The organism is Acinetobacter sp. AB03 (assembly GCF_058107045.1).
Window position 1 is genome coordinate 657,427 of the sequence record NZ_JBUEBA010000002.1, and the last position, 15,811, is coordinate 673,237.

Sequence of the window (15,811 nt, forward strand, 5' to 3'; positions counted from 1 at the left end):
AGAATAATTATGTTAGTCTAGAATAATGATAGAAAACAGTAAATTAAGTCACTACAAGATTAAAAAAATTATTCAATGCTTTTGTGTTGATATTTCCTGCTTCCAAAACAGCCTTATTACTCAATTTAAATCGTAATACGATTAATTATTGGTACATGCTTTTTAGAGAAACTATCTATGATCATCAAACAGATTTAAGAGCTAAGTTTGTTGGTTCAATAGAAGTAGATGAAAGCTATTTTGGAGCGAGAAGGCAACGTGGGTTTCATGGAAAGTTAAAGCGTGGTCGTGGGACTCTAAAACAGCCAGTATTTGGAATATTCGAACGTAATGGGCGCGTCTATACTGAAATCGTACCTGACTGTAAAATGAAGACTTTACAAGAGGTTATCATTGGTAAAGTTTCACTTGAGAGTGTGATTTATAGTGATTAATGGTCTTGTTGATGTGGGTTATTCAAAGCATTTTAGGGTAAATCACGGAGCAAATGAGTTTGCTAGAGGACAATGCCATATAAATGGAATAGAATCATTTTGGAGCTTTTGTAAAAGAAGGCTAGCAAAGTTTAACGGCATATCAAAAGAGTACTTTGATTATCATCTTAAAGAAACTGAATGGCGTTGGATGAGGGAACCTAATGAGTTAGCAACTGAGCTGTGGAACCTCATTAGGTAAAATTAAGTGTAAATCTGCTAGTCTAGAGCCTTATTTATTTAAATTTGCTGTTCATTCAAAGGGCTTGCTTTGCAACGGAGTCTGAGGTTTTATACTGTTTGAAATTTACAGTTTTAGAGTCTGCATTGAATCAACGTATTTTACTCATCACGGGCTGGGGTGGTGGGACCAAGTTACTGCAACCTTTGGCTCATGCTTTGCAGCATAAAGGTCATTCGGTTGAGCTGATCAATATTTTTAATGGATTGGATACACAGGCGTTGCAGCAATATACTGAACAAGCCAAAGATTTTGATGTCATTATCGGCTGGTCTTTGGGGGGACAACTGGCGACTTTATTGGTCGAGGCCGTTGAACAGCAGTATCAACAGCAAAAAGTATTAATTACTCTGGCTTCAAATCCGTGCTTTGTGGCGCATGAAAACTGGGCAACCGCGATGAGTCCAGCGACATTTCAAAGTTTTAAACAATCCTTCGAAGCAGACGCGATTGCAACATTAAAGAAATTTGGATTTATGGTGTGCCAAGGGACGGCAACCACCAAGCAAGATTTTTTGCAGTTGCAAAGTTTGCTTCAGCCTCAGTCTTTAGATCTGTTAAAACAGGGACTCAATTGTTTAGAGTATTTAAATACGGTTGAGATCTTACAAAATTATACGGGGCATCAACTCCATCTGCTGGCTAAACAAGATTTTTTAGTTAGCTACAAAGTCTTGGATAATTTAAAAACTTTAGGTGCAATTTTTTTAGATGCGATGCTTTTAACTGGTTCACATGGACTTCCAGTTTTTCATGTCTATGAAGTAACTGACAAAATCTGCCAATATTTACAAAAAATGGATTAAACAATTCACTGAGTGGTGAATATCGCAATTTCTTTTTGATGCGCGCAGGTTTAAGATCAGTCAAATTGAAATTTTGCTGTAACTGTCGTAGATATGGAGTTAAGGATGACTGAGATCAATGCCAAATTTGATGCTGAGTTGGATGACTTAGCATTTGATCGGGAACATATTTGGCATCCTTATACCTCGATGACCAATCCGCTCCCCACCTTTAAAGTTAAAAAAGCCTTTGGTTCAACCATTGAATTAGAAGATGGTAGTCAGTTGATTGATGGAATGTCTTCGTGGTGGTGCACCATACATGGCTATAATCATCCTGAACTGAATCAGGCTGTGACGGATCAACTGCAAAACATGTCGCATATTATGTTTGGTGGTTTTAGCCATGATCCCGCCATTCAACTGGGCAAATTACTGTTGCAAATCACCCCGCCAAGTTTAGATAAAATTTTCTATGCAGACTCGGGTTCTGTTGCGGTTGAAGTGGCGTTAAAGATGGCAGTTCAATATTGGACTTCGCTTGGGAAACAAGACAAAACCAATTTTGTCACTCCGCGTTCGGGCTACCATGGTGATACATGGAATGCGATGTCGGTCTGTGACCCTGTCACAGGGATGCATCAAATTTTTGGCTCAAGTTTACCCAATCGTATTTTTGTTCCTGCACCGCAAGTTGCCTTTGATGCAGCATGGAATGAGGATGACGTCCATGAGCTTGAAAACACCTTAGCTACACAGCATGAAATTATCGCCGCGCTGATTATTGAGCCGATTGTTCAGGGTGCAGGTGGGATGCGTTTTTATCATCCTGAGTACTTACGACAGGCCAAATTGCTCTGCGAAAAATACGGTGTTTTACTGATTTTTGATGAAATTGCGACGGGTTTTGGGCGTACGGGGAAGCTCTTTGCTTGGGAGCATGCACAGGTCGAACCTGACATTATGTGTATTGGTAAAGGTTTGACAGGCGGCTATATGACCTTGTCTGCAACCTTAACCACAAAGCATATTGCTGAAACTATCAGTCGAGGCGAAGCGGGTGTGTTTATGCACGGCCCAACGTTTATGGCCAATCCCTTGGCGTGTGCAGTAGCGGCGAAAAGTACAGAACTCCTCATCTCACAAGATTGGCAAAGCAATATTCAACGCATCGAAACACAACTTCGTACCACCTTGACACCGTTGCAGTCACTTGAATATGTACACGAGGTTCGTGTATTGGGTGCCATCGGTGTGGTTGAGCTGACGTTTAATGTGGATATGAAGACCTTACAACAGGAGTTTGTCCGCCGTGGTATTTGGGTGCGACCTTTTGGAAAACTGGTCTATGTGATGCCCCCTTATGTGATTAGTACACAGGAACTCAAGACCTTGCTTGAGCAATTGGTTGAAGTGGTGGTGCAGATGCAGGAGCCTGTTGTATGAAGCATGTAGAGCATTTTGCAGCACAACTGGATGTGCTTAAACAGCAAGGCAATTTGCGCCAGTTCACGTCCAATGTGCAGCAAGGGCGGATGATTCGAATCCATGATCATGAGATGTTGAATTTGGCATCGAATGACTATCTAGGATTGGCTGCAAATATCGAATTACGAGAACAGTTTTTCGATGAAACACCAAATGCGCAGCGCTGGATGAGTTCAGCTTCTTCACGTTTATTGACGGGTAATTTTCCTGAATATGAACAGTTTGAGGCCAGCCTAAGTCAAGCTTTTCATGGTCGAGCGGCTTTGGTATTCAACAGCGGCTATCACATGAATATTGGTATTTTACCTGCGCTAGCGGACAGTAAAACCCTAATTCTGGCTGATAAATTAATCCATGCCAGCATGATTGATGGTATTCGTTTATCGACAGCGAAGTTGGTACGTTATCGCCATAATGACTTGGCACATTTAACCCAACTTTTGCAAAAGTATCATACCGATGATACTTTTGATCGAATCATTGTGGTGACCGAGTCCATTTTTAGTATGGATGGTGATGAAACCGATTTGGCTGAATTGGTTCGCATCAAAAAACAGTTTGAAAAAGTCATGCTCTATGTAGACGAAGCACATGGTATCGGTGTGCGTGGTGAGCAAGGCTTGGGCAGTGCTGAGCAATACAAAGTGATTGATGAGATCGACTTTTTGGTTGGCACTTTGGGTAAGGCGATGGCTTCAATCGGCGGCTATCTGATTTGTCACCCTGTGATTCGAGACTATCTGATCAATACGATGCGCCCATTGATTTTTAGTACGGCACAACCGCCGATCTGCATGGCGTGGAGCAACTTTATCTTGCAACAAGTCTTGCAGTTAAAGACCTCAAGACAGCATTTACACAGTATCAGTCAGACCTTGCAGCAAGCGGTTCAGGCCAAAGGTTTTGATTGTCCATCAACGTCTCAAATTGTCCCTGTGATCATCGGTGATTCGAGCAAAACGGTAGAGAAGGCGAAAGCTTTGCAACAAGCAGGTTTTTATATTATGCCTGTACGACCACCGACTGTGCCGCAGCACAGTTCTAGACTACGTATTTCCTTGACCGCTCAAGTTCGCCATACTGATTTAGATCAGTTGATTCAGTTGTTGTGAGTGAGTCGTGAAGAATTTAGAGATTGATAAAGCACAAGTCGCATTGCGCTTTGCTCAGGCAGGGCAAAGCTATAGTGAGCATGCGGTTGTGCAAAAGCAAATTGCACGCCAGCTTTTTAATTTAATCCAACGTCATGCTGCTAAAACGCAATTTGAGCGGGTGTTTGAAATTGGTTGTGGTTCAGGAAATTTAAGCCATTTATTGCTGAAAGATTTCCAAATTCAGCACTATTTACTGAATGACTTATATGCCGAGGTGCAGCAGCACTTTCATGGCTATTCAAATATAGACTGGTTATTAGGTGATATTGAACAGCTTTTTTTTCCAACTCATTTAGAACTGATTGTATCGACCTCTGCGTTGCAGTGGATGACAGATCTTGCTGCTGTTTTTCAGAAAGCGAATGACAGTCTGCTCCCACAAGGGCTGTTTTGTTTTTCCACCTTTGGCGAGCGGAATTTACAAGAGATTAAGACCTTAACGGGGCAAGGCTTAGATTATGTCAACCTCGATCAACTACGGGAAAAATTGCAAAATCAAGGTTTTGAAGTTCTGCATTTGTCTGAACAAATTGAGTGCTTAGACTTTGCGACACCGAAACAGATACTGCAACATTTAAAAGCCACAGGTGTCACGGCAACTGCATCGAGCTTTCGTTGGACCAAGCACTCGCTTGAACGCTTTTATCAAGATTATCAACAATTTTCACAACTCGATACATCAGGACAGATTCATTATCGCCTGAGTTATCACCCTATTTATTGTATTGCACGGAGAATGCCATGACTGGATCAGTTTACTTTATCAGTGGAATCGATACAGGCATTGGGAAAACCTATACCACGGGCTACTTAGCCAAGCTTTGGAATGAACAAGGCCAAAAAACCATTACCCAAAAGTTAGTGCAAACGGGTAATGTGGATGTTTCTGAAGACATTGAACAGCACCGTAAAATTATGGGTATGGGCTGGTTTCCTGAAGATGACAGTAAGCTGACCATGCCTGAAATTTTTAGTTATCCTGCATCGCCACATTTAGCGACTAAAATTGATGGTCGTGAGATTGATTTTGCAAAAATCGAGCGTGCTACTCAGCAGCTGGCTGAAAAATATGAGGTGGTGTTGTTAGAAGGTGCGGGTGGTTTGATGGTGCCTTTAACCACAGATCTGCTCAGCATTGACTATATTGCAGCCAAGCAACTGCCTGTAATTTTGGTGAGTTCGGGGCGTTTGGGCAGTATTAACCATACCATTTTAAGTTTAGAAGCACTGAAAAGTCGTGGTTTGGAGCTCTATGCTTTAGCCTATAACTTAAATGATGAGTCACAAGATGAACTCATTTCTAAAGATACTGCGAACTATTTAAAAGCTTATTTGGCGACACATTTTCCGCAAGCCTTGTGGATCGACATTCCCGTGTTGAAGTAATCTTTTTACTTTTATTACTTACATGTGAAAAAGAGTGAAACTTATCCTCTTCCAAAGCGTGCATGATCACGCTGGATTTGGAAGATGAGTTGTTGCTAAATTTTGGAACGCTTCAAGCCGAACTTCGCTCAAACTAAAAATGAAGATTTGCAGTGACGAAAATGTTTTCATGAATATCGACTAGAAAAATAATTTAAATGACATCAAAGAAGTAAAAAGATAGTGTGCGCAATGACAGAGGGATAACTGTATGACCTCACTTTTATCATCTGACGCGAATAAAGAGCAGGTGTAAATTGCTGTCTACGGGCACTATTCAAGAAGAAATTGATGTTTTACCTAAGTTATATCTGAAGCTTAGCCGTATAAATGGGATGGAACATTTTTCGACTTATGGTACAACATTCTAAGGAATTAGAAAAAATAGGCGTGGCATGATATTCGCTTTGTTGCTGAGGTGAATATTTGCCCATGACCGTTTTTTAAATTTTGATAATTAAAATTTAATTTATAAAACATGGGTTTATGTTTTAAGTCTTTGTCAGTGTTGTCTTAAAAATAAAACACAGACCTTGAACATGGATGGCATGAGATCACCTTGCTTAAAAAAAAGATGTGTATAGGTATGAACTTGAATTCAAAAAAACTGAAGCTTGCTGCTTTATCCCTTGCGATGGGTTTTGGCTTTTCTGCCTATGCAAAGTCGCCTGCAGATCCAAACAAAGTATTAAATATCGCTTATGAAGCGCCTGATGATGGTTTTGATACGGTTAAAACCTATAATTTTTATAGTGGTAGTATTGCCCAAGCCATTTTTGAACCGCTTTTAAAATACGATTATTTGGCACGCCCCGCTCAATTGGTTCCAAACACAGCAGTGTCGATGCCAAAAATAGAACAAGAGGGCAAAGTCTATATCTTTAAAATTCAGCCCAATATTTATTTTAGCGATGATGCCGCCTTCAAAGGCAAGCCGCGAGAGTTGGTGGCGCAGGATTATATTTATTCCATGATGCGGATTATGGATCCGAAAAATCGCTCACCGACCTATTCATTTATTGAGGGCAAAATTGTCGGTGGCGATGCTGCTGTTGCTCAGGCCAAGAAAACAGGCCAGTTTAATTACGATGCCGCGATTCTGGGTTTAAAAGCCCTCGATAAATACACACTACAAATCACATTAACTCGTCCTGACTATAATTTTCCCTATATCTTAGCTTACGCCACATTTAGCGGAACAGCGCGGGAAGTGGTGGAGTTTTATGGGGATCGAATTGCGCAGCATCCAGTGGGGACAGGACCTTATCAACTGAGCAAATATGTACCGCGGAGTCGTATTGAACTGGTGGCCAACCCGAAATATCGTGGTTTTACATGGAACTTTAAATCTACAGGTTCGAGTTGGGACAACCGTCTGGTCAAGGAGATGCAAGGCAAAAAAATGCCGCAAATCGGCAAAGTCAGCGTCAGTATTATTGAAGAGGAACAGTCTCGCTGGCTCGCGTTCAAATCAGGGCAACTCGACTTTGACAAACTGACTTCGAATGCGGTACCACAGGCTTTAAATGGCAAACAACTCAAACCTGAACTGGTCAAGCAGGGTATTCAACATTTCCCCAATAAAGACGCTGAAATCACCTATACCATGTTTAATATGCAAGACCCTACAGTGGGTGGTTTTGGGCTTGAAAAAGTTGCATTAAGACGTGCGATTAGTCTGGCTTATAACCAAGCAGAAGCCATTAAACAACTGTATAAAGGGCAGGCGGTGAAGTCGGAGATGTTGGTGCCTGAGGGGGTACAAGGCTTTAATCCGAATTATCGGAGTAGCGTGGCCTATAACCCGCTCTTGGCGAATAAATTACTGGATCGTTTCGGTTATAAAAAAGGTGTAGATGGTTATCGTCGGCTACCGAATGGTCAGCCTTTAACGCTCAAGTTTATGACTGAAAACAGTTCCAGTTCCGTGATTCAGTCTGAACTGTGGAAGAAAAATTTAGATGCTATTGGTCTGCGTGCCGACTTTGTGGTGAGTAACTTTGCTGACAATTTAAAAGCAGCGATGCAATGTAAATATATGATTTGGGGCGGGGCTTGGATTGCAGACTATCCTGAAGGGGAAAACTTTGCTCAGCTGCTGTATGGGCCCAATTCGGCGCAGGGCAATCTCAGTTGCTATCAGTCCAAAGCCTATGATGCACTTTATACACAAGCAATGGCACTCCCACCGCCTCAGCGTTTGCCATTTTATGAAAAACTCAGTCGTCAAATTGAGGCCGATAACCCATGGATTATTCATAACAGTCGTGTTCGAAATTGGTTGTTACATCCACAAGTTCAGGGTTTTAAAGCACATCCGATGATGAATACCAATTGGCAGTATTTGGATATTCAGCCCATAAAAAAATAATTGAGATGTAGAACATAATGAGAGATCTAAATCAGAAATTGAAACGATGGGGTTTGGGAATTTTGGCAGGCAGCATTCTGCTGAGTAGTTCAGTTTCCAGTTTTGCGCAAAGCCCTGCCGACCCGAAAAAAGTTTTACGTTATGTTTTTCCTGTGGCTGAAACAGGCTTTGACCCTGCGGGCGTGCATGACTTGTACTCGGCCCATGTCAATGGTTCGATTTTTGAAACGTTGTTTACCTACGATTATTTGGCCTCACCTGCGAAATTGGTGCCACGAACAGCTGAGGCTTTACCCGAGGTGAGCCCGGATGGATTGACCTATACCATTCGTTTGCAAAAGGGGATTTATTTTGCTGCAGACCCAGTGTTTAAAGGTAAAAAGCGTGAGCTGACTTCGGCTGATTATGTGTATACCTTTAAGCGTTTACTGGATCCGAGTTTGCATTCACCCAACAGTTGGTTATTTGATGGGCGAATCTTAGGGATGGAGGCTTTGCTGAAACAGGCGCAGAAAACGGGAAAATTCAATTACGACCAATCTGTCGCGGGCTTGCAAACACCAGACCGTTATACCTTGGTTATTCGCCTGACCAGCCCAGATCAGAACTTTCCAATGTTGCTTGCGCATCAGCCTGCAGGCGCGGTTGCACGGGAAGTCATCGAAAAATATCGTGACAAAGCGGGTTTTGTCATGGGGCATCCAATAGGAACGGGGCCATATATGCTCAGTCGTTGGACGCCGGGTTCGCGGATTATTTTAAAGGCCAATCCTGATTTCCGAAGTTTTGTTTGGAACTTTAAAGCCAGTACGCCTAAGGACCAAAAGATCGTCAAAGCCATGCAAGGCAAAAAGATGCCGCAAATTGGCGAGATTGATATTCAGGTGATGGAAGAAGGACAATCACGCTGGTTGTCCTTTATTAAAGATGAAGTGGATTTGTTTGCCTTAGATGGTGAGCTGACGGTTCAAGCCTTGCAAAATGGAAAGTTAAAACCGGAATTGGTTAAAAAAGGCGTACAGCTGTCACGGATCACCGATCCTTCGATTGACTATCATTATTGGAATATGCAAAACCCAGTGGTCGGCGGCTTAAGTAAAGATAAAATTTCCCTGCGCCGCGCTATGGCAATGGCTTTTTCAGCCGATAATTACATCAATATTTTACAAAAAGGTGATGCGCAAAAACTGCAAGCACCGATTCCAAGTGGTGTGGTGGGCTACGATCCCAATTATCGAAGCAGTATTCCTTATTCAGTCAAAGCGGCAAATTTATTGTTAGATCGTTATCACTATAAAGTAGCTGCGGATGGTTGGCGTGCTCAGCCGAATGGCAAACCTTTGGTGATTGAGATGACGCTTTCGGGCAATAATTTACGCAGTCAACAACAAGCCGAGTTTTGGAAGAAAACCTTAGACAGCATCAAAATCAAAATGACCACCAAGTCGATGCCTTTTGCTGAAGCTTTGAAATTAGAAAAACAATGTAAAACCATGTTTAAAGCATCAGCATGGATTGCAGACTACCCAGATGCAGATAACTTTATGCAGCTGTTTTATGGCAAGAACATCAAGATCACCAACAATGGCTGCGTCAAAATTCCTGAATATGACCGCCTATATGAACAAGCCCAAAAGATGACACCAAGCCCAGAGCGCGATGCAATCTACGCCAAAATGTCACGCCTGTTGGAGGTGTATATGCCTGTACAGGTGATTGGCGCGCGTTACCGCAATATCTTGGCACAACCGCGGGTGATTGGTTTTAAAAAGCATCCCATACTGCCCGCAGAGTGGATGTATATCGATATTGATTTGAAGAAATAGAAATTAAACAAAACTGGAGTCATGATGAAAAAGCAACATTTTAAATTCACTGCATTGTGCATGTTGGGCCTAGGGATGAGTCAGATGGCTTTGGCGGAAACAGCACCGCGCCAAACATTACCCAGCTTTCAAGCCAAAGACATCCCTGCAATGTGTAATGCCAAAATTGCGGATGTGAAAAAGCAACTTAAAACGTTTGAAAATAAGCCCCTTAAAAATGAAACCGCTGCAGCGCCTGTATTGACTGAATGGGATCGTATTTTTGCATCATTTGAAGATTTTTACGGCCCGATTGGTCTGTATAGCAATGTTGACCCTGATGAAGCACTGCGTAAAGCGGCTGAAGACTGTGAAATTAAAATTAGCCAATTCCAAACCGATGTGTATCAGAATCCAAAGCTATATCTACAAATTAAGAAAATTAAAATTGCTGATCCGATTGAAGCCAAGTTCCGTGAAGATATTTTGGAAGGTTTTGAAAAAACAGGGATACAGCTTTCAGCAGATAAACAAGTACGTTTAAAAGCGATTTTTGATGAATTGGCAAAAGTTGAACAAGAGTATGCGCGTAATGTACGTGATAATCCTGAAAAAATCGAATTTAGCCCTGATGAGCTAAAAGGCCTGCCACAAAGTTATATCGACGGCTTAAAGAAAAATGACAAAGGCAATTATTTACTCGGCTTTGAGTATCCCGATTATCGTCCGTTTATGGAGTTGGCAGATAACGATGAAGCACGTAAGCGTTATCAAATTGCATTTACCCGACGTGGTGGCGAGAAAAATCTGGCGCTGCTGAAGCAAGCCATGGACCTACGTTATGAGTTAGCACAACTATTTGGTAAGTCTAGTTATGCCGAATGGGTACTGCAAAGTCGGATGGCGAAAACCCCTGAAACCGTGAATAAATTCTTGGCGGATGTACATGCTACCGTGGCGCCCCTAGAGAAAAAGGAAGTCCAAACTCTACGTGAGTTTAAAGCGCAAAGTTTAAATATCCCTGTTGAGCAAGCCAGTATTGAGCGTTGGAGCGAAGCATATTGGAGTGAAAAATTACGCAAAGCCAAGTATCAGGTTGACCAAGAACAGCTACGTCAGTATTTTCCAACACAAGCCTCTCAAGACTGGCTATTTGCCATTTCTGAAAACCTATATGGCATCAAGTTTAAGCCTGCCAAAGTCGAGGTTTGGCAAGACGAAGTGGAATATTACGATGTGACCGATGCCAAAACAGGGCAACTGCTCGGCGGTTTATATATGGATAAATTTCCACGTAAAGGTAAATATGGACATGCTGCTGTGTGGGGTGTTTATGGCGGTAGTAGCTTAACTGGACGCAAACCGATTTCAGCACTGGTCACTAACTTTAACCGCAATGGTTTAAATAGTGATGAGTTAGAAACTTTTGTACATGAGTTTGGTCATGCGTTGCATGGCATTTTATCCAACACACGCTTTTCGTCTCAGTCAGGAACTTCAGTTGAGCGGGACTTTGTCGAAGCGCCGTCACAAATGTATGAGGAATGGGCACGACGCAAAGAGACTTTGTCAAAGGTGGCTGATTACTGTAAACCTGACTGCCCACGCGTGGATGATGCGCTGATTGCCAAACTCAATGCCGTGCATAGCTATGGGCGTGGTTTACATTATGCTCGTCAGACGTTGTATGCGCAGTATGACATGGCGCTACATGGCAGTGATGCACGAGAGGTTCAGCCCTTAAAGGTTTGGGAAAAAATGGAAGGGGCAACGGCTTTGGGCTATGTTCCAACCACCGAGTTTCCGGGGCAGTTTGGTCACATCATGGGTGGTTATCAAGTCGGGTATTACGGTTATATGTGGTCAGAAGTGATGGCGTTGGACATGCTCTCAGCCTTTGGTGATAACTTAAATAATCCTGAAGTGGGACAACACTATCGTCAAACGATTTTGTCCCAAGGTGGTCAAAAACCTGCCAAAGCATTGGTCAAAGACTTTTTGGGTCGTGAACCTGATAACAAAGCCTTTTTCGATGAAATTACCGGTCAACGGGTGAAATAAGGGGCATTTTTATGCTGGCATATATTATTCGTCGAATTTGGCAAATGATCCCGACCATGCTTGGAGTGGTGTTGCTGATTTTCTTCTTGTTTAACTGGGTTGGTGGTGATCCTGCTTATATTTTGGCAGGGAAAATGTCGAACCCTGAACAGATTGAAAATATCCGACAGCAGCTTGGGGTCGATCAGCCCTATTATGTGCAACTGTGGATTTTCATTAAGCAGATTCTGACTTTTGATTATGGGCTGAGTTGGAGTACAGGGGAGTCAGTATCGCAAATCATCACGACACGACTCGGACCCTCGCTGACTTTGCTCATTCCGCTGACGATCTTACAAACCATCATTTCTATTGTGTTGGCTTTGGCGGTGGCAGCGGTGCGTGGCAGTTTAACGGATCGTATGGTGATGATGCTGTGTACGATTGGCATGTCGATCAGTATCTTGGTGTATATCATTGTTTTTCAGTATGTCTTTGCCTATCAGCTGAGCTGGTTTCCAGTACAAGGCTGGAGCGATAGCTTTAGTGTGAACCTGTTTAAATATGCTTTATTGCCCATTCTGATCATGTTAGTGGTCAGTATTGCCCCGACTTTACGGTTGTATCGTAGTTTTGTTTTGGATGAAGTCAATCAAGACTATGTTCGTACTGCACGTGCCAAAGGGATTGGTGAACGGCGCATTTTAGGCGTGCATGTGCTACGTAATGCCTCAATCCCGATTATTACAGACGTGATGGCAAGTTTACCTGCTTTGTTGATTGGTGCATTTTTGATTGAGCGTTTCTTTGGTATCCCGGGCATTGGTCGTGAAGTAATTATTGCGGTAGAGCGTAGTGATTTTCCCGTAATTAAAGCCATTACCGTGTACGTTGCCCTCGCAACGATGTTTTTCAACTTGATTGCCGATTTGATTTATAAATGGGTCGATCCACGTGTACAGTTGAAGTAGGTGAATTATGCTCAGTGTTCTTACTAAAAGAAAACCAGATACTGCTGAACCTACAACAGCGTCTACAGGACTATGGCAACTCGCCATGCGCCGCTTAAAACGCGATCGAATCGCCATGTTTTCTCTCCTAATCGTACTGTTTTATTTGGTGCTGTTAATTTTGTCATCTACAGGATTGATTGCAAAAAACTGGAATAAAGAAGTCGCTGTGAGTTATGCACCGCCTACGTTTATCGGTGCAGCAGCGATACCTGCTACGCAAAGTGAAACACGAAAAGTCGAAGCGGCTGTGCCTGAGAACCCTGTTGATCCTTTAAAAGATGTGATTCGTGAGCTCAACACAGAAATTGCTGCTGAACAGGGTGTGGGGGGGGCAATTGATTACTATGGGGTTGTTGATCCTTTAGCCGAAGATATGAGAGCGATTGATCAAGCGCTAGATGGTCATTTACTAGATCAGCAAGCGGAACTTAAGCAAAGCCTGATTTTAGGTGCCGACAAATGGGGACAAAGTGTTTTACTGAAAACCATTAAAGGTGCAGAAACATCAATTATTGTTGGCTTAGTCGCAGCTTTTCTTGCTGTGGTGATTGGCACGGTTTTAGGTGCCATTTCGGGCTACTTTGGTGGCTGGGTCGATGATGTCTTGAACTGGTTTTATAACATTTTTACCTCGATTCCTTATTTGCTTTTGGTGCTAGCGATTGCCGCAGTACTGCAACAAAAAGGTGTTTTATCCATTGTTTTGATTTTGGGTTTAACGGGGTGGACGGGGGTATATCGTTTAATTCGTGCCGAATATATGAAGCATACTTCGCGGGAATATGTGTTGGCGGCAAAAGCAATTGGGGTGAGTCATAGCCGACGTATTTTTGTGCATATATTTCCCAATGTCAGTCATATTGCACTGGTTCAAATGTCAATTTTAGTGGTGGCCTTTATTAAGTCAGAAGTGATTTTGAGCTTCCTAGGTTTTGGTGTCCCTGTTGGTGTGGTGTCATGGGGCAGCATGTTGAATGAAGCGCAAAGTGAACTGATTTTAGGTAAGTGGTGGCAGTTAGCGGCTGCTTCTGTGGCAATGGCGGTTCTGGTCACTGCATTTTCAATGTTTACCGATGCATTGCGAGATGCATTAGACCCGAAACTGAAATAGGAGTATGAGAATGTCTGAACTCAATCATATGACAGCGCCAGTCTTACTTCAGGTGGAAAACTTGCGTGTCAGCTTTAAAAATGAAGAAAAGCAGTACATTGAAACAGTCAAAGGCATTAGTTTTAGTATTCCAGTGAATGCCACTGTGGCTTTAGTCGGGGAGTCTGGCAGTGGTAAATCGGTCACATCGCTAGCGACCATGGGGCTATTACCTCCTGAAAGTAGTCAAATTGCTTTGGACAGTAAAATTCTGTTTGAGGGGAAAAACCTACTCGATTTACCACGCCGTGAAATGCGGAAAAAGTGCGGCAAAGATATTGCCATGATTTTTCAGGAACCGATGTCATCCTTAAATCCTGTGTTTACGGTGGGTTCACAAATTGCAGAAATTTTGCAGTTACATTTGGGCATGAGTCGTAAGCAGGCGCGTGCACGTGCTTTGGAACTCTTGATAGAAGTTGGAATTCCATCTCCTGAAGCCAAGATTGATGCTTATCCGGGGCAATTGTCGGGTGGGCAGCAGCAACGCGTCATGGTTGCTATGGCAATTGCGTGTAAACCCAAACTATTGATTGCCGATGAACCGACGACAGCGCTGGATGTCACCATTCAAAAGCAAATTTTAGATTTGCTGGAGTCGTTGCGGAAGAAGCATCAAATGTCGATGCTGTTTATTACCCATGATTTGGCTTTAGTCGGGGAAATTGCCGATCAGGTAATCGTAATGCGGCATGGTCAAATTCGTGAACAAGGCAGGGTTAAAGATGTGCTTGAACGCCCTCAAGATGTCTATACCAAAGCGTTGTTACACTGCCGTCCACAATTGTCCAAACGTCCCATGCGTTTGCCCATGATCAGTGATTTCATGCAGCAAAAGGGTGATGACTATATTGAAATGCATACCATCGATGTCGAGTCACTTCAACAAAGATCTCGCGGCTTAACTGGCCAAGAAGAGATCATTTTAGATGTGCGTGACCTTAAAAAGTCATTTTATAGTCGTAAAGGATTATTCGGCATAGAGGAGTTTCAAGCGGTCAAAGGCGTGAGTTTCCAACTGGCAAAAGGCAAGACTTTGGGCTTGGTGGGTGAGTCTGGTTCGGGGAAAACCACCATCGGATTATTGCTGATGCGTTTACAGGCGGCGACGGGAGGAAAAGCGCTGTTTGAAGGTCAAGATATTTTGGCCATGTCAGAAAAAGAGTTTGCTCGGTATCAACGCAAGATTCAAATTATTTTCCAAAATCCCTATGCATCACTCAATCCACGTTTTACCGTCGGGCAGATTCTGATGGAACCGATGCAGGTGCATCATATCGGCGCGAATGATGCTGAACGTAAACAGATGGCTTTGGAACTGTTGGAGCGTGTGAGCTTACCTGCACAGGCTTTTTATCGTTATCCGCATGAGTTTTCTGGTGGGCAACGTCAACGTATTGCGATTGCGCGCTGTCTAACCTTAAAACCTGAGGTTTTGATTTGTGATGAGTCAGTTTCGGCCTTGGATGTTTCGGTACAAGCCCAAGTACTGAATTTGCTGCAAGACTTACAGGATGAATTTGGACTGAGTTATATCTTTATTTCACATGATTTATCAGTGGTGAAATATATTTCAGATCAAATCATGGTGATGAATCATGGTGATGTGGTGGAAATAGCCAATTCAGATGATTTGTACCAGTCGCCACAGCACGAATATACCAAACGTTTACTTAGTGCTATTCCGCAAAGTGTGGCATGAATGGGTGGCTGTTGTTTTAATAATAAAAACGCTCAATAAGTTGGGCATTTTTTATAAGGAGCTTGCAGTTTTTTCTGATCTAGAGCAGAAAGGGAGCTTATTGTGCAGCGTAAACACATATAAAAAGAGCCACTCGAAAGTGGCTCAAATTTGGACTTTAGAAA

General features: G+C 42.7%; 11 protein-coding genes and 1 pseudogene. All 12 read left to right on the forward strand.

Annotation, left to right across the window (positions count from 1 at the left end):
• The first annotated feature begins 25 nt into the window (after positions 1 to 25).
• The 12 genes and pseudogenes from ACY3FQ_RS03550 to ACY3FQ_RS03605 all read left to right on the forward strand — a co-directional run bounded on the left by ACY3FQ_RS03550 (position 26) and on the right by ACY3FQ_RS03605 (position 15,647).
• Positions 26 to 675 (forward strand): annotated as a pseudogene (locus tag ACY3FQ_RS03550) (IS1595 family transposase).
• A gap of 98 nt (positions 676 to 773) precedes the next feature.
• Positions 774 to 1,520 (forward strand): YqiA/YcfP family alpha/beta fold hydrolase, encoded by a 747-nt coding sequence (locus ACY3FQ_RS03555; RefSeq protein WP_005400304.1) that lies wholly within the window; start codon positions 774 to 776, stop codon positions 1,518 to 1,520.
• 105 nt (positions 1,521 to 1,625) lie between these two features.
• Entirely contained in the window at positions 1,626 to 2,945 is a 1,320-nt protein-coding gene (bioA, locus tag ACY3FQ_RS03560) for an adenosylmethionine--8-amino-7-oxononanoate transaminase (protein ID WP_039889985.1), read from the forward strand.
• Positions 2,942 to 4,099, forward strand: a complete 1,158-nt coding sequence (locus tag ACY3FQ_RS03565; RefSeq protein ID WP_005400306.1) for an 8-amino-7-oxononanoate synthase — start codon at positions 2,942 to 2,944, stop codon at positions 4,097 to 4,099. The genes bioA and ACY3FQ_RS03565 overlap by 4 nt, the downstream gene beginning before the upstream one ends.
• A gap of 7 nt (positions 4,100 to 4,106) precedes the next feature.
• Positions 4,107 to 4,886 (forward strand): malonyl-ACP O-methyltransferase BioC, encoded by a 780-nt coding sequence (gene bioC / locus ACY3FQ_RS03570; protein WP_005400307.1) that lies wholly within the window; start codon positions 4,107 to 4,109, stop codon positions 4,884 to 4,886.
• Positions 4,883 to 5,527, forward strand: coding sequence for a dethiobiotin synthase (gene bioD / locus ACY3FQ_RS03575; RefSeq protein WP_005400308.1), 645 nt, complete (start codon positions 4,883 to 4,885; stop codon positions 5,525 to 5,527). Before bioC ends, bioD begins: the two co-directional genes overlap by 4 nt.
• A 619-nt stretch (positions 5,528 to 6,146) precedes the next feature.
• Entirely contained in the window at positions 6,147 to 7,937 is a 1,791-nt protein-coding gene (locus ACY3FQ_RS03580; protein WP_171054228.1) for an ABC transporter substrate-binding protein, read from the forward strand.
• 17 nt (positions 7,938 to 7,954) lie between these two features.
• Positions 7,955 to 9,763 (forward strand): ABC transporter substrate-binding protein, encoded by a 1,809-nt coding sequence (locus ACY3FQ_RS03585; protein ID WP_005400310.1) that lies wholly within the window; start codon positions 7,955 to 7,957, stop codon positions 9,761 to 9,763.
• A 24-nt stretch (positions 9,764 to 9,787) separates the two neighbouring features.
• On the forward strand, positions 9,788 to 11,803 hold the full coding sequence (locus ACY3FQ_RS03590) for a M3 family metallopeptidase (protein WP_039889987.1): 2,016 nt from the start codon (positions 9,788 to 9,790) through the stop codon (positions 11,801 to 11,803).
• Positions 11,804 to 11,814: 11 nt separating this feature from the next.
• Positions 11,815 to 12,753 carry an ABC transporter permease gene (locus tag ACY3FQ_RS03595; RefSeq protein ID WP_005400312.1) on the forward strand — a complete coding sequence of 313 codons (939 nt, stop codon included), beginning with the start codon at positions 11,815 to 11,817 and terminating at the stop codon, positions 12,751 to 12,753.
• Between the two features lie 7 nt (positions 12,754 to 12,760).
• On the forward strand, positions 12,761 to 13,906 hold the full coding sequence (locus ACY3FQ_RS03600; RefSeq protein WP_005400313.1) for an ABC transporter permease: 1,146 nt from the start codon (positions 12,761 to 12,763) through the stop codon (positions 13,904 to 13,906).
• A gap of 10 nt (positions 13,907 to 13,916) precedes the next feature.
• A complete protein-coding gene (locus ACY3FQ_RS03605; protein ID WP_005400314.1) occupies positions 13,917 to 15,647 on the forward strand; it encodes an ABC transporter ATP-binding protein in 1,731 nt (576 codons plus the stop codon).
• Positions 15,648 to 15,811: the final 164 nt, after the last annotated feature.